At 70.6% G+C, this 20,908-nt stretch carries 20 protein-coding genes; 18 read left to right on the top strand and 2 right to left on the bottom strand.

The features are described from left to right. Positions 1-24 precede the first annotated feature (24 nt). Positions 25-705 carry a DUF4190 domain-containing protein gene (locus U870_RS0106725; protein ID WP_025156640.1) on the top strand — a complete coding sequence of 227 codons (681 nt, stop codon included), beginning with the start codon at positions 25-27 and terminating at the stop codon, positions 703-705. 15 nt (positions 706-720) lie between these two features. Here U870_RS0106725 and U870_RS0106730 read toward each other — a convergent pair whose 3' ends face one another. After that, positions 721-1,908: a THUMP-like domain-containing protein gene (locus U870_RS0106730; RefSeq protein WP_025156641.1), complete on the bottom strand. Its 1,188-nt coding sequence runs from the start codon at positions 1,906-1,908 to the stop codon at positions 721-723. A 136-nt stretch (positions 1,909-2,044) separates the two neighbouring features. On the opposite strand from U870_RS0106730, the gene groES reads away from it, so the two are divergent. The 11 genes from groES to U870_RS0106785 all read left to right on the top strand — a co-directional run bounded on the left by groES (position 2,045) and on the right by U870_RS0106785 (position 13,188). Further along, on the top strand, positions 2,045-2,341 hold the full coding sequence (groES, locus tag U870_RS0106735; RefSeq protein WP_021763071.1) for a co-chaperone GroES: 297 nt from the start codon (positions 2,045-2,047) through the stop codon (positions 2,339-2,341). Positions 2,342-2,424: 83 nt separating this feature from the next. Further along, entirely contained in the window at positions 2,425-3,351 is a 927-nt protein-coding gene (gene rarD, locus U870_RS0106740; RefSeq protein WP_025156642.1) for an EamA family transporter RarD, read from the top strand. Between the two features lie 4 nt (positions 3,352-3,355). After that, a complete protein-coding gene (locus U870_RS0106745; RefSeq protein ID WP_025156643.1) occupies positions 3,356-4,351 on the top strand; it encodes an Lrp/AsnC family transcriptional regulator in 996 nt (331 codons plus the stop codon). A 96-nt stretch (positions 4,352-4,447) separates the two neighbouring features. Continuing rightward, on the top strand, positions 4,448-5,938 hold the full coding sequence (locus U870_RS0106750) for an aldehyde dehydrogenase family protein (protein ID WP_025156644.1): 1,491 nt from the start codon (positions 4,448-4,450) through the stop codon (positions 5,936-5,938). Further along, positions 5,935-6,672, top strand: coding sequence for a gamma-glutamyl-gamma-aminobutyrate hydrolase family protein (locus tag U870_RS0106755; RefSeq protein WP_025156645.1), 738 nt, complete (start codon positions 5,935-5,937; stop codon positions 6,670-6,672). The genes U870_RS0106750 and U870_RS0106755 overlap by 4 nt, the downstream gene beginning before the upstream one ends. Then, positions 6,669-7,148: a DUF3830 family protein gene (locus U870_RS0106760; protein ID WP_025156646.1), complete on the top strand. Its 480-nt coding sequence runs from the start codon at positions 6,669-6,671 to the stop codon at positions 7,146-7,148. The genes U870_RS0106755 and U870_RS0106760 overlap by 4 nt, the downstream gene beginning before the upstream one ends. Then, entirely contained in the window at positions 7,145-8,044 is a 900-nt protein-coding gene (locus U870_RS0106765; RefSeq protein WP_025156647.1) for a transporter substrate-binding domain-containing protein, read from the top strand. The genes U870_RS0106760 and U870_RS0106765 overlap by 4 nt, the downstream gene beginning before the upstream one ends. A gap of 10 nt (positions 8,045-8,054) precedes the next feature. Further along, positions 8,055-9,011, top strand: a complete 957-nt coding sequence (locus U870_RS0106770; protein ID WP_025156648.1) for an amino acid ABC transporter permease — start codon at positions 8,055-8,057, stop codon at positions 9,009-9,011. After that, positions 9,008-9,772: an amino acid ABC transporter ATP-binding protein gene (locus U870_RS0106775; RefSeq protein ID WP_025156649.1), complete on the top strand. Its 765-nt coding sequence runs from the start codon at positions 9,008-9,010 to the stop codon at positions 9,770-9,772. Before U870_RS0106770 ends, U870_RS0106775 begins: the two co-directional genes overlap by 4 nt. Before the next feature lie 111 nt (positions 9,773-9,883). Further along, the gene (gene guaB / locus U870_RS0106780) at positions 9,884-11,386 is read left to right on the top strand and encodes an IMP dehydrogenase (RefSeq protein WP_025156650.1); all 1,503 of its coding nucleotides are present in this window, start codon (positions 9,884-9,886) and stop codon (positions 11,384-11,386) included. Between the two features lie 113 nt (positions 11,387-11,499). Continuing rightward, positions 11,500-13,188: an ABC-F family ATP-binding cassette domain-containing protein gene (locus U870_RS0106785; protein WP_025156651.1), complete on the top strand. Its 1,689-nt coding sequence runs from the start codon at positions 11,500-11,502 to the stop codon at positions 13,186-13,188. On the opposite strand, the gene U870_RS0106790 is transcribed toward U870_RS0106785, so the two are convergent. After that, entirely contained in the window at positions 13,185-14,336 is a 1,152-nt protein-coding gene (locus U870_RS0106790) for a MalY/PatB family protein (protein ID WP_025156652.1), read from the bottom strand. The two genes, U870_RS0106785 and U870_RS0106790, sit on opposite strands and share 4 nt — an antisense overlap. Before the next feature lie 78 nt (positions 14,337-14,414). On the opposite strand from U870_RS0106790, the gene U870_RS0106795 reads away from it, so the two are divergent. From U870_RS0106795 to U870_RS0106820, 6 genes are all read left to right on the top strand, one after another. Then, positions 14,415-15,533 carry a GuaB3 family IMP dehydrogenase-related protein gene (locus U870_RS0106795; protein ID WP_025156653.1) on the top strand — a complete coding sequence of 373 codons (1,119 nt, stop codon included), beginning with the start codon at positions 14,415-14,417 and terminating at the stop codon, positions 15,531-15,533. A gap of 38 nt (positions 15,534-15,571) precedes the next feature. Further along, on the top strand, positions 15,572-17,416 hold the full coding sequence (locus U870_RS0106800) for a glycerol-3-phosphate dehydrogenase/oxidase (RefSeq protein WP_052357584.1): 1,845 nt from the start codon (positions 15,572-15,574) through the stop codon (positions 17,414-17,416). A 224-nt stretch (positions 17,417-17,640) separates the two neighbouring features. After that, positions 17,641-18,171 carry a cation:proton antiporter regulatory subunit gene (locus U870_RS0106805; RefSeq protein WP_025156655.1) on the top strand — a complete coding sequence of 177 codons (531 nt, stop codon included), beginning with the start codon at positions 17,641-17,643 and terminating at the stop codon, positions 18,169-18,171. 4 nt (positions 18,172-18,175) lie between these two features. Further along, the gene (locus U870_RS0106810) at positions 18,176-19,558 is read left to right on the top strand and encodes a cation:proton antiporter (protein ID WP_025156656.1); all 1,383 of its coding nucleotides are present in this window, start codon (positions 18,176-18,178) and stop codon (positions 19,556-19,558) included. A 57-nt stretch (positions 19,559-19,615) separates the two neighbouring features. Then, the gene (locus U870_RS0106815) at positions 19,616-20,434 is read left to right on the top strand and encodes an SURF1 family protein (RefSeq protein ID WP_025156657.1); all 819 of its coding nucleotides are present in this window, start codon (positions 19,616-19,618) and stop codon (positions 20,432-20,434) included. A 4-nt stretch (positions 20,435-20,438) separates the two neighbouring features. Next, positions 20,439-20,888 carry a DUF3817 domain-containing protein gene (locus U870_RS0106820; RefSeq protein WP_025156658.1) on the top strand — a complete coding sequence of 150 codons (450 nt, stop codon included), beginning with the start codon at positions 20,439-20,441 and terminating at the stop codon, positions 20,886-20,888. The last annotated feature ends 20 nt before the right edge of the window (positions 20,889-20,908 follow it).

Below are 20,908 nucleotides of genomic sequence, written 5' to 3' on the forward strand. Positions count from 1 at the left end.
CGTAGCAAGAAGGAGATGCGGAAGATGACCGATCCGAACGTGCCCGCCGGCCCCACGGACCCCGACGCCCAGAACGGAGCGGTCCCGCCCGCGGAGCCCGTCGTCCCGGCCTCGCCCGCGGAGCCCGTCGCCCCGGCCGCTCCGGCGCCCGACGCCGGTGCCGTTCCGCCCGTCGCCCCGCCCGTCCCGCCGAGCTACGGCCAGCAGCCGCAGGCGCCGCAGCCCCCGTACGGCCAGCAGCCGCCCGCGCCGCAGGCGCCCTACGGTCAGCAGCCGCAGGCGCCCTACGGTCAGCAGCCGCAGGCCCCCTATGGCCAGCAGCCGCAGGCGCCGTACGGCCAGCCGCAGGCGCCGTACGGTCAGCAGCCTCCGGCGCCGGGCTACGGCGCCCCCGCCTACGGTCAGCCCGCGCCCGGGTACGCGCAGCCGTACGCCGCGCCGGCCAAGACACCGATCCTGAGCATCCTGTCGCTCATCGGCGGCATCGTCGGCATCCTGCTGAACATCGCCTGGGGTGTCGGCGTGATCTTCGGGATCGCGGCGGTCGTGCTGGGCTTCCTCGGTCGCAGCAAGGAGCCGCAGGCCAAGGGCTTCTGGCTGACCGGTCTGATCCTCGGCTTCGTGAGCATCGCGATCGCGATCATCGTCTGGATCGGCCTGGCCGTCCTGTTCGCCAGCTTCAGCGCGAACTACAACACGTACTGACGCTGGCGGGCGGCGTCAGAGCCGCTCGGCCAGCAGCGCGGTGTGCCGTCCGGCGATCCTGGTGAGGATCAGGGTCGCCGAGCGGTCGCCGGTGAGGGCGAGGCGCTTGCGGAGCGCAGCAGGGTCGACGTCGACGCCGCGCTTCTTGATCTCCAGTGTGCCGATCCCGCGCTCCCGCAGAGCCCGCTTGAGGTCCCGCTCGGCGTACGGCAGCGTCTCGAGCACGCGGAAGCCGGCGGCGAAGGGCGTCTCGATCGCGGCGTCGGCGGTGATGTAGGCGATGCCGTCGGCGACCATGCGCCCGCTCAGGGAGCGCGCGAGATCGCCGATGAGCCGGGCACGGATCACGGCGCCGTCCGGCTCGTAGACGAACTCTCCGAGATCGCCGGTCTCGGCGTCCTCGCTGTCGGTCTCGGCGGTCAGCTCGTGCGCGTCGTCGCCGCGCAGCACCAGCGCCGCACGCCGGATGCCCGGGCGCGCGAGCGCACCGAACCAGAGACCGAGCTCGACCACCTGACCCTCGGACGAGATCCACTGCGCCTCGGCGTTCGACGGGATCAGATCGCGGTCGAAGCCCGGGCCGAGCTTGAGGCCGACGGACCGCGCGGTCGCGAGCTCGTAGGCGAAGCCGAGCGACGGCGTGTAGTCGTCGGGGTCGGTGAGCCGCTCGGTCTGGGCATGCCCGGCGGTGCGGCGGGCGGGATCGAGGAACACGCCGTCGATGGCGCGCAGGTCGGTCTGCTCGGCGCGGCCGTGCACGACGGTGGCGGTGGGGAACGGGGCGAGGTTGTAGGCGGCGATGGCCGCGGTCACCTCGTCGGCCTCGACCGCGGTGACCTCCAGGTCGATCGCGGCGAAGGCGAGGGCGTCGCCGCCGATCCCGCAGCCGAGGTCGGCCACCCGTCGCACCCCGGCGCTCCGGAACCGGCCGGCGTGCCGGGCGGCGACGGCCAGCCGGGTGGCCTGCTCGAGGCCGGCCTCGGTGAAGAGCATCCGGGAGGCGAAGTCGCCGAACTTCGTGACGGCCTTGCGCCGCAGCTTCGACTGGGTGAGCACGGCGGCGACCAGACCGGGGGTGTGCCCCTGCTTGCGCAGGTCGCTGACGAGCCGCACCACGTCCTTCTCGGTCCGGTACGGGGGCAGGGAGTCGAGCAGCCGGAGGCCCTCGGGGCTCAGCAACTCGACGAATTCGGACCGTTCCATGACCCTCACGCTACCTCTTGGCACTCACGTTGCGGGACTGCTAACGCACCCTCTAGACTCTCGTTAGCACTCGCAGTGCGAGGCTGCTAACTCACGTCTTCTGTCAAGACACCGTTCGTCAAGGAAAGGGGTCAACGTGTCGGTCTCCATCAAGCCGCTCGAAGATCGCATCGTCATCAAGCAGGTCGAGGCTGAGCAGACCACTGCGTCCGGTCTGGTCATCCCCGACACCGCCAAGGAGAAGCCGCAGGAGGGCGAGGTCGTCGCCGTAGGCCCCGGCCGCATCGACGACAACGGCAACCGCATCCCCCTCGACGTCGCCGTCGGCGACAAGGTCATCTACTCCAAGTACGGTGGCACCGAGGTCAAGTTCGGCGGCGAGGACCTGCTCGTCCTCTCGGCCCGCGACGTTCTCGCGGTCGTCGTCCGCTGACGCACCCCGCTTCACGTCGGCCCGGATGCCTCACGGCATCCGGGCCGACGTCGTTTGTCGGGCCGTGTCGCTAGAGTCGTCGGGTGACAGCACCTCCTCCCTCGACAGACCACCGCCGGTCGGGGCTGGTCTTCGCCCTCTCGGCGCACGTCCTCTGGGGCGTGCTCACGCTCTACTTCATCGCCCTGGCCCCCACGACGGCGTGGGAGATCGTCGCCTGGCGGGTCATCTTCTCGCTGGTCTTCTGCGCGCTGCTGCTGACGGTCACGCGGGCCTGGCGTCCGTTCGTCGCGCTCCTGCGTTCGCCGCGGGTGCTGTTCACGATGGCGCTCGCGGGCGCCCTGATCTACGTCAACTGGCAGACCTACGTGCTGGCCACGGTCACCGGACACGTCGTGGAGGCGGCGCTCGGCTACTTCATCAACCCGATCGTGACCGTGCTCCTGGGGGTGCTGGTGCAACGGGAGCGCCTGCGCCCGGCCCAGTGGGTCGCTGTGGGGCTCAGCGCCGTCGCGGTCGTCGTGCTGGCCGTGGGGTACGGCGCATTCCCCTGGGTCGCCCTCGTGCTGGCGTTCTCGTTCGGCTTCTACGGGCTGATCAAGAAGCGGGTCGGGCCGTCGGTCGACGCGGTCTCCGGTCTCACGCTCGAGACCATGTGGCTCACTCCGGTCGCCATCGTCCAGCTCGTGGTCGTCGGGGTGACCACCGGGATCACGCTGGGCGCGTACGGCGCCGTGCACGCGGTCGCGCTCGCCGGGGCCGGCGTGGTGACGGCGGTGCCGCTGCTGTTCTTCGCGGCCGCGTCGCGCCGGCTTCCGCTGGTCTACATGGGGTTCGTGCAGTACGTCACGCCGCTCATCCAGTTCCTGGTCGGCGTCTTCGTCCTGCACGAGGCGATGCCGCCGGAGCGCTGGCTCGGGTTCGGGATCGTGTGGCTCGCGCTGGTGGTGCTGAGCGTCGACATGATCGCCTCCGCGCGCGCCGTGCGGCGGGATGCCCGGCTAGCGTAGGGGCGTGGCCATCTCCACCGACTTCGACGAACTCGACTCCCGTATCGCGGCGGCGCTCCAGGCGAACGGGCGCGCCAGCTGGGGGCTCATCGCGACCGTGCTCGACGCTCCTGTCCGCACCATCGCGCGCCGCGGGCAGCGACTGCTCGACGGCGGCGCCGTCCGCGTGTCCACCTACCTGGACACCACGATGGTCGGGGACGCACGCCCGCTGGTGATCCAGATCGGGACGAGACCCGGGCACGCCCTCGCCGTCGCACGCGCGCTCGCCACCCGGCCGGACGCCTCCAGCGTCTCGGTGCTCGAGAGCGGCGCGGACGTGATCTGCCAGCTGATGCCGCGCACGCCCGAGGAGAGCGCGCGGCTCGTGGTGGAGGATCTGCCCGAGCTCGACCATCTGGTGTCGGTGCGCGTCGGAACGGTGCTCAAGTACTTCCGCTCGGGATTCGATTGGACGGCCATCCCGCTCGCCCCCGCGGTGCTCGCTCAGCTGCGCAAGGGGGAGGGCCCGGCGCCGCGTCCGGTGGGGCGGGTGGCCCTGTCCGCCGACGACGACCGGCTCGTCGCGATCCTGGCCGAGGACGGCCGCGCCACCGCGAGCGAGGTGGCGGAGCGCATCGGCGTCACGCCGCCCACCGTGAAGCGGAGGCTCGATGCGCTGCTCGCCGCGGGTGTGCTGCACGTGCGCACCGAGATCAGCCCGGCGCTGCACGGCCTGCGCGTGGAGGCGCTCACCTGGCTCCAGGTCCCGCCCGATCGGGTGCAGGAGGTGGGCGAGGCCCTCGGCCGGCACCCGTCCGTCCGCTTCTGCGCGGCCTGCACCGGCGCCACCCAGGTGCTCGTCGACACGGTGGTCGCGGACGAGCACGCCCTGTACCGCTTCCTCACGGAGGACGTGGCCGCGCTCGGGGTGACGCAGGCGCAGACGTCGGTCGTCCTCGCCCCGGTGCGGCGTGGTCCGATGCTCGTCTCCGAGATGGCAAATGTGGCTGATTTGTAAACATTGTGTTGCAGAAGTGGCCGAAACTTGAATTTGTGATTGCGAGAGTGGCCGTTAACGCATAACCTCACTTCAACCAATGGAGAGAGGGCGGCAATGCGAGACACCTGGCAGCACGAGGCGGAGAGCCTGAGCTGGGCAACCGAGCCGCTCGTCGGCGGTCGCCGGCTGCTCTCGGATGCGACCACGGGCTTCGACCTGGTCAGCCCGCGCGACGGCGCCGTGCTGGCCGTGGTCGCGGACGGTGCGGCCTCCGACGTGGATGCCGCCGTCCGCTCCGCTCGCGCCGCCTTCGACAGCGGCGTCTGGTCCCGTGCCGCCGCGATCGAGCGGGGCCGCGTCCTGGTCCGCTTCGGCGACCTGGTCGAGGAGCACGCCCGCGAACTGGCACTGCGCATCTCGCTCGAGATGGGCAAGCCGGTGCAGGACGCTCTCGGTGTCGAAATGCGCGCCGTCGCACAGTGCCTGCGCTGGTACGGCCAGCTCGCCGACAAGCTGCCGGGGGAGGCGCCGCAGGCGACGCCCGACGCGCTCGCGCTCGTGACCCGCGAACCGGCCGGCGTCGTCGGCGCCGTCGTGCCGTGGAACTTCCCGCTGACGATGACCGCGTGGAAGCTCGGGCCGGCGCTGGTCGCCGGGAACAGCGTGGTCCTCAAGCCGGCCGAGCAGACGAGCGTCTCGGCGCTGCGTCTCGGCGAGCTCGCGCTGGAGGCGGGGCTTCCGGCTGGGGTGCTCAACGTCGTCCCGGGCCGCGGCGACACCGTCGGCGAAGCCCTCGGCCGGCACCCGGACGTGGACGTGCTCACCTTCACCGGGTCGGTCGGCGTCGGCCGCCGCTTCCTCGGCTACTCCGCCGAGTCCAACGGCAAGCGCGTCTGGCCCGAGCTCGGCGGCAAGTCCGCCTCGGTCGTCCTGGGCGACGCCGACATCGACGCGGCGGGCCGGACAACGGCGTGGGGCGCGTTCTACAACCAGGGCCAGATGTGCAGCGCATCGTCGCGCCTGATCGTCCTCCGTGACGCCCACGACCGCGCGGTCGAGGCCGCCGTCGCGCAGGCCGCCGCCATGATCCCCGGCGATCCGCTCAGCGGGACCGCCGCCAGCGGTGCCGTCGTCACCGAGCGCCAGCTCGAGCGCATCCTCGGCTTCGTGGACCGCGCGCTCGCCGCGGGTGCGTCGCTGGCCGCCGGTTCCCCGTCCCGGTTCGACATCGGAACCGGCCGCGGCAGCTACGTCGCTCCGATCGTCCTCACCGAGGTGCGCCCCGAGATGGAGATCGCCCAGGTCGAGGTCTTCGGCCCGGTGCTCTCCGTGCTCGCGGTCGACTCGGTCGAAGAGGCGATCGCGGTGGCCAACGGCACGCCGTTCGGCCTCGGCGCCGGCCTCTGGACCCGCGACCTCGCGTCCGCGCACCAGGTCTCCCGCCGCCTCCGCGCCGGGACGGTCTGGGTCAACTGCTACGAGGAGGGCGACATGTCGCTGCCGTTCGGCGGTGTCGGGGACAGTGGCTTCGGTCGCGACAAGGGCGCCCACGCGGTGGACAAGTACACCGACGTGAAGAGCACGTGGATCGAGCTGGGCGCATGAGCCGGCCGGTCATCGCGGTCACGGTCTGGCGTCGACCGCTCGCCACCGGGCTGGGGGAATGCACCGATCTGTACACGCTCGGCGGGGAGTACGCGGACAGCGTGCAGGCCGCCGGCGGCATCCCGGTGCTCGTCCCGGACACCGCCGACCCCGACATCCCTGTGTTGCTCGCGCGCGTCGACGGCGTTCTCCTGTCGGGCGGGCAGGATGTCGCCTCCGGCCCGCGCGACACCACCGAGCACGCGCTCCTGAACGAGGCGCAGCGGATCGGGATGCCGGTGTTCGGCATCTGCCGCGGGCTGCAGATCCTCAACGTGCACCGGGGCGGGACGCTCGTCGACGACCTCCCCGGCACCACCGACCACCCCGCCGTCGGGAGCGGGGAGGAGCGGCTCAGCCGGCATCGGATCGTGGACGCTGCCGGCTGGGTCGCGGATTCCCTCGCCGCCGACGGAGTCGTGAACTCCATCCACCACCAGGCGATCGACCGTCTCGGCACCGGGCTGGTCGTCGCCGCCCGTGCGGAGGACGGCACGGTCGAGGCGGTGGCCGGGACGGACCCCGCACGCTTCCTCCGGGCGGTGCAATGGCACCCGGAGAAGATGCCGGGTGCGGACGGGCGCGCCCACGCGACGCGACTGCTCGCACCCCTGATCGCGGCCGCCGGCGAGTACCGCCGGCGCGCCTCCACCCCGAACGACCCCCACACCCCCAGAGAGAAGGAGTCCGTGTGAGCACGACCCCCAAGCGCATCTACCTCGAGTTCGAGGGAGGCCCGCGCGCCGAAGCCACGCTGCTGCTGGATGCCGCGCCGAAGACCGCCGAGGCGATCTGGAGCGCGCTCGAGTCGCCCGTGAGCGACGACGTGATGCACGCGATGTACGCCGGACCCGAGATCATGTTCGGGCTGCCGCAGAGCGCGCAGACGTTCGACCCGACCGCCCTCCCGGCGGAGAACCAGCAGGTCATCCCCGCCGCGGGCGACCTGGTCTGGTTCTTCCAGCCCAAGGAGCTCATGGCCGGGCTGGACTTCGAACTGTGGGAGGTCGGCATCTTCTACGGCAAGGGCGGCCGGATCTTCGGCCCCCTCGGCTGGACCCCCTGCACCATCTGGGCGTCGATCACCAGCGGACTCGAAGAGTTCGCCGCGGCGTGCCAGGAGACCCGCACCATCGGACTGAAGCGACTCACCATCGGGAGAATCGAATGACGATCACACGTTCACGGCTCCGCGGCCCCCTCGCCGCGGGCATCGGCATCGCGGCCGCAGCGGCCGCGCTGCTCACCGGCTGCAGCAGCACACCCGCCTCCTCGTCCGGCTCCGGCTCCTCGACGCCCTCCGCGGCGACGGTGAAGCTGCCGTCGTCGTTCGCGGGCAAGGACCTGGTGGCTCCGGCCGTCACCGGCTACCCGCCCTACGCCTACCTCGACGGCGGCAAGATCGTCGGCATCAGCACCGACCTCGCCACCGCCGTCGGCGGCCCCTGGGGCACGAAGGTCACCCTCAAGCAGGACTCCTTCGAGAACGCGCTCCTCGGCGTCAACAGCGGCACCTACTTCGGCGCGTTCGGCGCCGACGTCACCGCCGAGCGCGAGAAGACGTTCGATCAGGTCTCCTTCCTCGAGGACCACTACCAGTTCATGGGGCTGAAGGGCGCCGACCTCGGCTCCAGCCTGGACGATCTGTGCGGCCTGAAGATCTCGGTGGTCGCCGCCGACAGTGCCATCCCGGTGCTCCAGGCGCAGTCCACGAAGTGCACGGCCGCGGGGAAGAAGGAGATCAACGTCCAGACGTTCGCCGACCAAGGGGCCGCGACGCTCGCGGTCAGCAGCAAGCAGGTCGACGCGACCACCGCGACGCTGACCAACCTCGGGTACATTTCGAAGCAGTCGTCCGGTCAGTTCACCATCGGTGGCCCGAAGTACCAGTTCGTCCTCATCGGCATCGCCACGAAGAAGGGCAACGGGATGGCCCAGGCGCTGGCCGACTCCATCAACGAGCTCATCGCCAACGGCGAGTACACGAAGATCCTCGAGAAGTACGGGGTCGAGGGCGACGCCATCGACAAGGCAGAAGTCAACCCGGACCCCAACGTCGGAAAGTAACAGCACCCTCATGCCCGAACACGAACAGGGATCGGCGGCCCTCGCGCCGCACATCCCCAACCGCCACATCGCGCGCTGGGTGATCGCCGCCCTGCTCGTGCTCCTCCTGCTCGGCTGGCTCCAGGGCCTGGCGTTCAACCAGGCCCTGGACTGGCCGACCATCGGGCAGTACTTCCTGAACTACGACGTGCTGGCCGGGCTCGGCCGCACGCTGCTCATCACCGCCGTCTCCATCGTCGTGGCCGTCATCCTCGGAGCGCTGCTCGCGACGATGCGGCTGTCGGACAATCCGGTGCTGCGCGGGCTCTCCTGGCTCTACGTCTGGTTCTTCCGCTCCGTCCCGCTGCTGGTGCTGCTGGTGCTGACCTTCAACCTGTCGCTGCTCTGGCCGACGATCGACATCGGCATCCCGTACGGGCCGGTGTTCCTCTCGATCAACACGCAGGAGCTCATCAATCCGATGGTCGCCGCCATCGTGACCTTCTCTCTGCAGCAGGCGGCGTACACGTCGGAGGTGCTGCGCGCCTCCATCCAGTCGGTGCCCGTCGGTCAGCGCGAGGCCGCCGCCGCGTTGGGGATGACGCGCACGCGCACCATGATGAAGATCGTCTTCCCGCAGGCGTTCCGGGTCGCGCTGCCGCCGATCGCGAACGACACCATCAACCTGCTCAAGTCGACCTCCCTGGTCGCCTTCATCGCCGTGCCGGACCTGATGTACTCCGTGCAGCAGATCTACTCGTCGAACTTCCGCATCGTGCCCCTGCTGATCGTGGCGACGCTCTGGTACATGGTGGTCGTCTCGATCCTGTCGATCGGGCAGTACTTCATCGAGCGGGCGCTGCGCTCGTCGCCGTCGCGCGTCGGCCGGCGCACCATCGACGCGGAGCCGGGTCTGCCGGATGCCGCCACCCCCGCCGAGGCCGGCGCCGCCGGCGCCACCGACGCGCCGAAGGAGAACCGCGCATGAGCCCCTTCCTCCAGGTGACCGATGTCACCAAGCGCTACGACGGAGTGACGGTCATCGACGATGTGAGCCTCCAGGTGGAACGGGGCGAGACCGTCGTCCTCCTCGGTCCGTCCGGCGCCGGCAAGAGCACCCTGCTGCGATGCATGAACATGCTCGAGCGCATCGACCGCGGCCGCATCGTCCTGGACGGCGAGGAGCTCGGCTGGCGACCACGCAAGGGCGTCATGCGCGAGCTCTCGGGCCGGGCAGAGGCCCGCCAGCGCCAGGAGATCGGGATGGTCTTCCAGAGCTTCAACCTGTTCGCCCACCTGACGGTGCTGCAGAACGTGATCGAGGCCCCCGTCGGCGTGCTGCGCCGGCCGAAGGCGGAGGCGCTCGCCGAGGCGCACGAACTCCTGCAGCAGGTCGGCCTCGACCACAAAGCCGACGCCTACCCCGCCCAGCTCTCGGGAGGCCAGCAGCAGCGCGTCGCGATCGCGCGCGCCCTCGCGATGCACCCGAAGCTCATGCTCTTCGACGAGCCGACCAGCGCCCTCGACCCCGAGCTGGTGAGCGAGGTGCTGGACGTGATCAAGGGGCTCGCCTCCACCGGCATGACCCTGGTGATCGTCACGCACGAGATCGGCTTCGCCCGTGAGGTCTGCGACCGGTTCGTCTTCATGGAGAACGGCCGCATCGTCGAGACCGGGGCGTCGGAGAAGCTGACCGTGGACGGCGCCACCAGCCCGCGCACGCGCAACTTCCTCTCGCGCGTGCTCTGAGGGCGCACCCCGGACGGACTCCGGGGCGTGCGCCCAGCCGTTTCGGAATAGAGCACCAGGCGAAGCCGTTACCATGGGACATCCACATACGCGCATCTTGATAGGGGTGAAATGGACCAGGCGGATCCGTTCGGATTCATCGGTTTGACCTACGACGACGTCATGCTGCTCCCCGGGCACACCGACGTCATCCCGAGCGAGGCTGAGACCTCCACGCGCCTGACCAAGCGCATCAGCATGGCCGCCCCGCTGCTCTCGAGCGCGATGGACACCGTCACCGAGTCGCGCATGGCGATCGCGATGGCGCGCCAGGGCGGCATCGGCATCATCCACCGCAACCTCTCGATCGAGGACCAGGCGGCGCACGTCGACAAGGTCAAGCGCTCCGAGTCGGGCATGATCACCAACCCGGTGACCACGACGCCCGACGCCACCGTCGAAGAGGTCGACATCCTGTGCGGCCAGTTCCGCGTCAGCGGCCTCCCGGTCGTGGAGGGCGACGGCACCCTCGTCGGCATCATCACCAACCGCGACATGCGGTTCGTCTCGCCCTTCGAACGCTCGACGACGCTGGTGCGCGACGTGATGACCCGCTCGCCGCTGATCACCGCGCCGGTGGGGATCGACCCCGACTCGGCCATCGCGATCTTCGCCGAGCACAAGATCGAGAAGCTGCCCCTGGTCGACGCCGACGGCAAGCTCCGCGGCCTGATCACGGTCAAGGACTTCGACAAGAGCGAGCAGTACCCCAACGCCACGAAGGACGACGAGGGCCGGCTGCGCGTCGGCGCCGCGATCGGCTTCTTCGGCGACGGCTGGGAGCGCGCGATGACCCTGGTCGACGCGGGCGTTGACGTCATCGTCGTCGACACCGCGAACGGCGACAGCCGCGGCGTGCTCGACATCATCAGCCGACTCAAGCACGAGCCGCGCGCGTCGCACGTCGACGTGATCGGCGGGCAGGCGGCGACCCGGTCCGGCGCCCAGGCCCTCATCGACGCCGGGGCGGACGCCATCAAGGTCGGCGTGGGACCGGGCTCCATCTGCACCACCCGCGTGGTCGCGGGCGTCGGCGTGCCTCAGGTCACCGCGGTGTACGAGTCGTCTCTGGCGGCTCGCCCCGCGGGTGTCCCGCTCATCGCCGACGGCGGCCTCCAGTACTCCGGCGACATCGCGAAGGCACTCGTCGCCGGTGCGGACAGCGTGATGCTGGGCTCGCTGCTGGCCGGGACCACGGAGTCGCCCGGCGACCTCGTCTTCGTCAACGGAAAGCAGTACAAGAACTACCGGGGCATGGGCTCGCTGGGCGCGATGCAGACCCGCGGCAAGAAGACCTCGTACTCGCGCGACCGCTACTTCCAGGCGGACGTGCCGAGCGACGAGCAGCTCATCGCCGAGGGCATCGAGGGCCAGGTGCCGTACCGCGGCCCGCTCTCCGCCGTCGCGTACCAGCTGCTCGGCGGCCTGCGTCAGTCGATGTTCTACGTCGGCGCCCGCACCATCGCCGAGCTGAAGGAGAAGGGCAAGTTCGTCCGGATCACCCCGGCCGGGCTCAAGGAATCGCACCCGCACGACATCCAGATGGTCGCCGAGGCGCCGAACTACCGCCGCTAGACGCCGTCCCCGACACCGCCGCCCGCGCTCGACGCGGGCGGCGGTGTCGTTTATCCTGGAAGGCTTTGCCCACCGGCGAGGCGTATCGTCACCCGTCCTCCAGGAGTTCCACCGTGGGTCACATCGACGTCTCCGGCGTCTCATACACACTCGCCGATGGGCGACCGCTGCTCGACGACGTCGCGTTCCGCGTCGGCGACGGCACCGTCTCCGCGCTGATCGGCGCGAACGGCGCAGGCAAGTCCACCCTGCTGCGCATCATCCGCGGCGAGCTGCGGCCGGAGTCGGGCGGGGTCGTCATCGACGGGGGTCTGGGCGTCATGGACCAGTTCGTCGGCCATGTGCGCGACGACCGCACGGTGCGCGACCTGCTGGTCGGCGTCGCCCCCGCGGCCGTGCGGCGGGCCGCGGAGGAGCTCGCGGCGGCCGAGGAGGCCATCATCGAGCGCGACGAGACGGACACCCAGCTGCGCTACGCGACCGCGCTCGCCGAGTACGCCGACGTCGGCGGCTACGACCAGGAGGTCGTCTGGGACAACTGCACGGTCACGGCGCTCGGCGTCCCGTTCGAGCGTGCCCAGTACCGTTCCGTGCGCACCCTCTCCGGCGGCGAGCAGAAGCGGCTCGTGCTGGAGGCGCTGCTGCGCGGGCCCGAGCAGGTGCTGCTGCTCGACGAGCCGGACAACTACCTCGACGTGCCGGCGAAGCGCTGGCTGGAGGAGCAGCTGCGCGCGACGTCGAAGACGGTCCTGCTCGTCTCGCACGACCGAGAGCTGCTCGCCAACGCGGCCGACCGCATCGTCACCCTCGAACTCGGCGCGGCAGGCAACAGCACCTGGACGCACGGCGGCGGCTTCGGCGGGTATCACCGGGCGCGCGAGGAGCGCATGGCGCGCCTGGAGGAGCTCCGCCGCCGCTGGGATGAGGAGCACGTCAAGCTGAAGGCCCTCGTGCTGCGCTTCAAGGAGAAGGCGAAGTACAACTCCGATCTGGCCAACGCGTACCAGGCGGCCCAGACGCGCCTGGCGAGGTTCGAGGCCGCCGGCCCGCCCGAGGCACGCCCCCGGGAGCAGAACGTGCGGATGCGTCTGACGGGTGCGCGGACCGGCCGACGGGTCGCCGAACTGCACCGTCTGGAGCTGACCGGGCTGATGAAGCCGTTCGACGGCGAGATCTGGTTCGGCGAACGCGTCGCCGTGCTCGGCTCCAACGGCTCCGGCAAGTCGCACTTCCTGCGTCTGCTGGCCGCGGGCGGGACCGATCCCGACCCCGGGGCGGGGCACCTCGCCGCGGCCGAGCACGCGGGTGCACCGGTGCCGCACACCGGCGTGGCGAAGCTCGGCGCGCGTGTGGCGCCGGGGCTCTTCGCCCAGGCCCACGAGCATCCGGAATTGGTCGGGCGCAGCCTGTTGGACATCCTGCACCGCGGCGACGATCGCCGCGACGGGATGCCGCGGGAGGCCGCGAGCCGCGTGCTCGACCGGTACGGGCTCGCCGGATCGGCGGAGCAGGCGTTCGAGTCGCTCTCGGGCGGCCAGCAGGCACGCCTGCAGATCCTGCTGCTCGAGCTCTCCGGCGCGACGCTGCTGCTGCTCGACGAGCCGACCGACAACCTGGACCTGGTGTCCGCGGAGGCGCTCGAGGAGGGCCTGGCCGGCTACGAGGGCACCGTGATCGCCGTCACGCACGACCGCTGGTTCGCCCGCGGCTTCGACCGCTTCCTGGTGTTCGGCGCCGACGGCGAGGTCTACGAGGCCGACGAGCCGGTCTGGGACGAGAAGCGGGTGACGCGGGCGCGCTAGTCGGCCGCGCGCAGCCGGCCCATGCGGGTCACCGCCTCCGTGAGCACCGCGGGCGAGCAGGCCAGGTTGATCCGCACATGGCCGGCGCCCTCGCGGCCGAAGGCGGGGCCGTTGCCGAGAGCGACCTTCCCCTCGGTGAGGATGTGCTGCGCCGGATCGTCCCCCCAGCCGAGCGGGCGGAGGTCCACCCAGGCGAGGTAGCTGGCGTGCGGCGCGCGGTATCCGGCCTCCGGCACGTGCTCGGCCAGCAGATCTGCGAGGAGGCGCCGGTTCGCCTCGATCGCCTCCAGCGCCCCGGCGAGCCAGGGGCCGCCGTCGCGGTAGGCGACCTCGGTGGCGATCCGGCCGAACAGGCTGGTGCGCTCCTCGATCTCCACCGGGAGGCCGTGCACGACCTCCGCCATCGCTTTGCCGGCGGCGACGAAGAAGGCGCACTTGAGGCCGGCCAGGTTCCAGGCCTTGCTGGCGGCGTGCGCGGCGATGCCGACTCGGCGGGCGTCGTCCGAGACGCTGAGGAAGGGTGTGAAGGCGGCGTCCCGGTGGGTGAGGGACGCATGCACCTCGTCGGCGACGACATGCGCGTCGTAGCGGGCGGCGAGCTCGGCGACCGCCTCCAGCTGCGTGCGCGGATGCACCAGCCCGAGCGGGTTGTGCGGGTTGCACAGCAGCAGCGCCCGCGCGCCGGCGGCGAACGCGCGCTCGATCCCGGGCAGGTCGAGCGACCACGCCGCCCCGTCGTCGATCAGTGGCACCTCCTCCACGACGCCGCCGGCCTCGGGGATGTAGGAGAAGAACGGCGGGTACACCGGGGGCGTGATGACCACCGGGTCTCCGGGGCCGATCAGCCGGCGCAGCGCCTCGACCACCACGACGCCGATGTCGGTGGAGGTCCGCACCCGCGCCGGGTCCACCTCCCAGCCCCAGGAGTCGCGGGCATGCGCGGCGAACGCGGTCTCCATCCCGCGCTCCGGTCCCACGTAGCCGGTGTCGGAGCGGTCGACCGCCGCGTGCAGCGCGGCGGCGATCGGCTCGGCCAGCGGGTAGTCCATCTCGGCCACGAACAGCGGCAGCACGTCCGACGGGTAGGCGCGCCACTTCTCGCTGGTGCGCCGGCGGAGTCGGTCCAGGGGCTCGGCGTCGACACTCATCCCTCCACTCTGCCAGGCCCGCCCGAGAGACGACAGGTGGGGCGGCCGAGGGGTGGGCCATAGACTGGACGGGTGAGCATGGAGATTGAGATCGGACGCGCCAAGCGCGCCCGCCGCGTGTACGCCTTCGACGACATCGCGGTGGTGCCCAGCCGGCGCACCCGCGACCCGGAGGACGTCTCGGTGTCCTGGGGCATCGACGCGTACCAGTTCTCCATCCCGTTCCTCGCCGCCCCGATGGACTCCGTCGTCTCGCCCACCACGGCGATCATGATGGGCCAGCTCGGCGGCCTCGGCGTCCTCGACCTCGAGGGCCTCTGGACGCGCTACGAGGACCCGGAGCCGCTGCTCGCCGAGATCCGCGAGCTCCCGGCGGCGAAGGCCACGGCGCGGATGCAGGAGATCTACTCGGAGCCGATCAAGCCGGAGCTGGTCACCCGGCGTCTCGCCGAGATCCGGGAGGCCGGGGTCACCGTCGCCGGGGCACTGTCGCCGCAGCGCACCCAGGACCTCTACGAGACCGTCGTCGCAGCCGGTGTCGACCTCTTCGTCATCCGCGGCACGACCGTCTCGGCCGAGCACGTCTCGAAGAACGTGGAACCGCTCAACCTCAAGAAGTTCATCTACGAGCTCGATGTGCCCGTCATCGTCGGCGGCGCCGCCACCTACACCGCGGCCCTGCACCTGATGCGCACCGGCGCGGCGGGCGTGCTCGTCGGCTTCGGCGGCGGCGCCGCCTCCACCACCCGCTCGACCCTCGGCATCCACGCGCCGATGGCGACCGCCGTCGCCGATGTCGCCGGCGCGCGCCGCGACTACATGGACGAGTCGGGCGGCCGGTACGTCCACGTGATCGCGGACGGCGGCCTCGGCAGCTCGGGCGACATCGTCAAGGCGATCGCCTGCGGCGCCGACGCGGTCATGCTCGGCTCCACGCTCGCCCGCGCGACGGACGCCCCCGGCGGCGGCTGGCACTGGGGTGCGGAGGCGCACCACCCGCACCTCCCGCGCGGCAACCGCGTCCAGGTCGGCCAGGTGGCCCCGCTGGAGGAGATCCTGTACGGTCCGGCACCCGTGGCCGAGGGGACTGCGAATCTGGTGGGAGCCTTGCGCCGCAGCATGGCGACGACGGGATACTCGGACCTGAAGGAGTTCCAGCGCGTCGAGGTGGTCGTCGCACCGTACCAAGCGCACTAGACCCGCGGCCGAAGGCGGCCGAGGAGAGGGAGGCAACGATGGTTGAATCACGATCCACGTCCGACCCCGCCGTGACGTACCCGTCACGGCTCGGACCGGCCGAGCGCGCCGCGGCGATCGCGGCATTGAAGGAGAACGAGCTCGACATCCTCGTGGTCGGCGGCGGCATCGTCGGCACCGGGAGCGCGGTCGACGCGGTCACCCGCGGACTCTCCGTCGGACTCGTCGAGGCGCGGGACTTCGCGGCCGGCACCTCCAGCCGCTCCTCGAAGCTGGTGCACGGCGGCATCCGCTATCTCGAGCAGCTCGACTTCCGGCTGGTGCGGGAGGCGCTCATCGAGCGCGGCCTGCTGCTGCAGCGCGTCGCCCCGCACCTGGTCAAGCCGGTGCGATTCCTCTACCCGTTGCACAAGCGCGTGTTCGAGCGCCTCTACATCGGCGCCGGCATGATGCTGTACGACATCTTCTCGTACACGGGCCTGCGTCCCCCGGGCGTTCCGCACCACCGCCACCTCAGCCGGCGGCAGGTGCTGAAGGCGATCCCGAGCATCGCGCCGGACGCGCTGGTCGGCGGCATCACCTACTACGACGCCCAGGTGGACGACGCCCGGTACGTCGCCAACCTCGCCCGCACGGCGGCGCACTACGGGGCCCACGTGGCGCCGCGGGTCCGCGTCGAGGGCTTCCTCAAGGTCGGCGAGCGGGTGGTCGGCGTGCAGGCGCGCGACCTCGAGACCGACGAGCGGTTCGAGATCCACGCCAAGCAGGTGGTCAACGCCACCGGCGTCTGGACCGACGACACCCAGTCGATGGTGGGGGAGCGCGGCCAGTTCAAGGTCCGTGCCTCCAAGGGCATCCACCTCGTCGTGCCGCGCGACCGCTTCCAGTCGAAGATGGGCCTGCTGCTGCGCACGGAGAAGAGCGTGCTCTTCGTCATCCCGTGGGGCCGGCACTGGCTGATCGGCACGACGGACACCGACTGGCACCTCGACAAGGCGCACCCGGCGGCGACGGCCGCCGACATCGACTACCTGCTCGCGCACGTCAACGAGGTGCTCAACGTCCCGCTCACCCGCGAGGACGTCGAGGGCGTCTACGCCGGACTCCGGCCGCTGCTCGCCGGAGAGTCGGAGCAGACGTCGAAGCTGTCGCGCGAGCACCTCGTCGCCCACTCGGTCCCGGGGCTCGTCGTCATCGCCGGCGGCAAGTGGACGACCTACCGCATCATGGCGAAGGACGCGATCGACGCCGCGGTGGACGCCCTCGACGGCAAGATCCCCGAGAGCACGACCGACGAGATCGCGCTCGTGGGTGCGGAGGGATACCAGGCCGCGTGGAACCGCCGCGGGCGGATCGCGGCCGAGAACGGGCTGCACATCGCGCGGGTCGAGCACCTGCTCAACCGTTACGGCACGATGTCCGAGGACATCCTGGACCTCATCCGGGGCGACCGGTCGCTGGCCGAGCCGCTTCCCGGGGCGGACGATTACATCGGAGCCGAGGTCGTCTACGCGGCGACCCACGAAGGCGCCCTGCACCTGGAGGACGTGCTCGCCCGGCGCACCCGCATCTCGATCGAGGCGTGGGACCGCGGGGTCTCGGCGGCGCCGGTCGCGGCCTCACTGCTGGCGGGTGTCCTCGGCTGGGACGCGGCGCGCGAGGAGCGCGAGGTGCAGACCTACCTCAAGCGCGTCATCGCCGAACGGGAGAGCCAGCTGCAGCCGGACGACCAGTCGGCCGACCGGGTGCGACTGGAGGCGCCGGACATCGTGGACGTCGACATGGCCGCGGCGGCGGCCAACGCCGCGGCACCGAGCACGAAGTCGGCACCGCGCACGCGTGCTCCGAAGGCGACGGCGAAGCCGACGCCGACGGACGGCTGACGCGCGCGACCGGCCCGTCGAGGGCTGCTCCCGCCGGAACCGGATGCCGGTGACGACGGGAGCGGCATCCTCTCCGACCGCCGGCGCGCCGACGCCGGCGGTGCGATGTCCCGCCGGTCCGTCGTCGTCCTGGTGCGCCCGTTCGCTCTCCGCGACAACGGGGAACCGCCGCGGCGGCCTCCGGTAGGCTGGAGGCATCGCCTCAGACGGATCGGAGACGGACCATGGTTGACGTTCGACGGGTCAAGCTACCCGGGGTCGGGGTGCTCCACACCTTCGTGACCGACGACGGGGGCAAGGTCGGCGTCATCGCCCACCGCTCGGGGCACAGCGACCTCATCACGTTCTCGGACGACGAGGACGGCGCGGACGTGACCAAAGTGTCGCTGCGTCTGAACGAGGACGAAGCGCACACCCTCGCGGAGCTCCTCGGCGGCACCCAGATCACCGAGTCGCTCACCGCGCTCGACCAGATCCCCGGGCTCAGCATCGACTGGTTCACCGTCGACTACGAGGACCACATCGCCGGCCAGCAGCTCGGCGCGCCCGGCGACCGCGGCTTCGTCGGCCTCACGGTCGTCGCCGTGGTGCGCGGGGACTCCGCCAACCCGGCTCCCGCTCCCGACTTCAAGGTCTTCCCGGGCGACACCCTCGTCGTCGCCGGGACGCCGGAGAAGGTGGCGAAGGCGTTCGCGTTCTTCCGAACCGGTGAGATGCCCGTCCGTGTGACCGCCGACGCTCCGCCGGGAGGCTGAACCGATGCATCTCGGCGAAGACCTCATCGTTCTCGGCCTCCTCCTGCTCGTCGCGTACGTGCTCGGTCGCCTCGGCAAGCTGGTGGGTCTCCCCGCGATTCCCATCTACATGATCGTCGGGCTGCTCGCCAGCCCGCACACCGGATGGTTCCCGCTCGATTTCGAGAGCCACTACATCGAACTGATCGCCGTCTTCGGCCTGATCCTGCTGCTGTTCAACCTCGGACTGGAGTTCGACCAGGACGAGTTCTTCGGCAACTTCGGCAAGCTGATCATCTCCGGCGGCTCGTACATCCTGATCAACATGGGTGTCGGGCTCGCCTTCGGCTTCTGGGTCGGCTGGGGCACGCGCGAAGCGCTCATCATCGCGGGCATGACGGCCACATCGTCCTCGGCGATCGTCACCAAACTGCTCATCGAGCTGCGGCGGCTCCCGAACCGCGAGACGCCGATGATCCTCGGCGTGACCGTCGTGGAGGACATCTTCCTCGCCATCTACCTGGCGATCATCTCCGTCGTCCTGAGCGGTGAGACCGAGCTGTGGCCGGTGGTCGGCAAGCTCGCGATCGCCTTCACCTTCCTGGTGGTGATGTTCACGCTCGCGCGGTGGGGAGGCAAGTTCGTCTCCCGGTTGTTCCGCACCAAGGACGACGAGCTCTTCACCATCCTGTTCTTCGGGCTCGCGGTGCTCTTCGCCGGTGTTGGCGAGATCCTCGGCGTCACCGACGCGATCGGCGCGTTCCTGATCGGTCTGGTGCTCGGCGCCACGAAGTTCCGCAACAAGATCGAGCACATCGCCATCCCGCTGCGGGACGTCTTCGCCGCCTTCTTCTTCCTGAACTTCGGTCTCGAGCTCGACCCCGCGAAGTTCCCCTCCGTCCTCGGGCCGGTGCTGATCGCGGTCGCGATGACGATCGTGCTCAACGTGCTCGCCGGGCAGTTCGTGGCACGCATCAACGGCATGGGCGCGCAGGCAGGCATCAACACCACCGTCATCCTGCAGAACCGCGGAGAGTTCGCGCTCATCCTCGCCACCCTGTCGCTGAGCGCGGGGCTGGACGAGCGCATCCAGCCGTTCGCCGGCCTCTACGTGCTCATCATGGCCGTGCTCGGCCCCATCCTCGCAGCGAACTCCGAGCGGATCGGTGCGATGATCCTACGGACCGGCAAGCCGAAGCGACGCGGTCGGAAGAAGAAGCGCGATCCCATGCTCGACGAGGAGATCGCGCTCGTCGAGGCGGCCACCGCCGATCTCGACTCCGATGCGCGCCGCGACGACTCCAGCGCGGACCACACGCGCGCAGCGGTCGACCGGATCGTCGAGCAGGCCATGCAGCAGCAGGCCATGGGACAAGAAGACACGAGCGGCGACCGAAAGCGGGACTGACCCATCGACACCACCCCCGACCACCCGTCGACGACGGGCGGGACCACGCTGTTCCAGATGATGCTCCGACCGCGCTGGATCGGAGCGCTCGTCTTCGCGCTCGCGCTCGCCGCCGGATTCGCCGCGCTCGGCCAGTGGCAGCTCGAACGCGCGATCGAGTCGGGCAAGGCCGTCGAGGCTCCGAGCGAGACGGTGCTGCCGCTCGCCGGCATCGCTCAGCCGGGCGGCCCGATCACCGACAAGGCCGTCGGGCAGCTCGTCGAGTTCACCGGGACCTTCGTGCCGGGCGACTACCAGCTGCTGAACGGCCGCCTCAACGAGGGCAGGTCGGGCTGGTGGGTCGTCGGGCACGCCAATCTGACCGCGTCGGACGGCACCGAGGTCGCGATGGCGGTGGCCCGCGGCTGGGCGCCCGACGAGGCGACCGCGAAGTCCGCCGTCGCCCGGCTCGCCGCCGAGCCGGAGAGCCCCATGAGCATCGTGGGACGCATCCTCCCGGACGAGCAGCCCGAAGTGCCGCAGGACAAGAGCGACCCCACGCAGATGCGCACCGTCGGGGTCGGAGCGCTCTACAACCTGTGGACCGGCGTCGACGGGATGGACGTGTACTCCGCCTATGTCGTGCAGCGGGGCGGCGTGGACGGTCTCGACGCCATCTACTCGCCGCCGCCGATCGCCGAGACCGAGCTCAACTGGCTCAACATCTTCTACGCGGCGGAGTGGATCATCTTCGCCGGCTTCGCGATCTTCCTCTGGTACCGGCTGGTGAAGGACGCCAAGGAGCGCGAGGACGAGATCCGCTCCCTGGAGGAGGCCGTGGCCGCCGAGCCCTCGGAAGGCGCCGGGTCGTCGGCCGCCGCGGGCAAAGTAGAATAGCCCCATGCCCCTCGCTCCCAAACTCGAAGACTTCCCGAAGATCCGCGGGGCGCTCCGGTTCTACCAGGTGTTCGCCTACGTCACCGGCATCATGCTCCTGCTGCTCTGCGCGGAGATGATCGTCAAGTACGGCTTCGGCTACGAACTCTTCGCGTTCAGCAACTACGGCGCGCTCACGTTCGTCCCGGTGAAGACCGCCGTCGCCCCGACCGGTGTCGACCTGAGCACCGGCATCCTCATCGCGCACGGCTGGCTGTACGTGGTGTACCTCTTCTCCGACTTCCGCCTGTGGAGTCTGATGCGCTGGTCCTTCACGAAGTTCGTCATGATCGCCCTCGGTGGCGTCGTGCCGTTCCTGTCGTTCTTCGTGGAGACCCGGATCACCAAGCAGGTCAAGACCTATCTGGCCGGCCGCGAGGCCGAGGCCGCGAACCTCGTGGAGGCGACAAATTAGCACCGACGCACCTTTCACCG

This window comes from Leifsonia aquatica H1aii (genome assembly GCF_000633535.1).
In the GTDB taxonomy this organism is placed as follows: domain Bacteria; phylum Actinomycetota; class Actinomycetes; order Actinomycetales; family Microbacteriaceae; genus Leifsonia; species Leifsonia aquatica_A.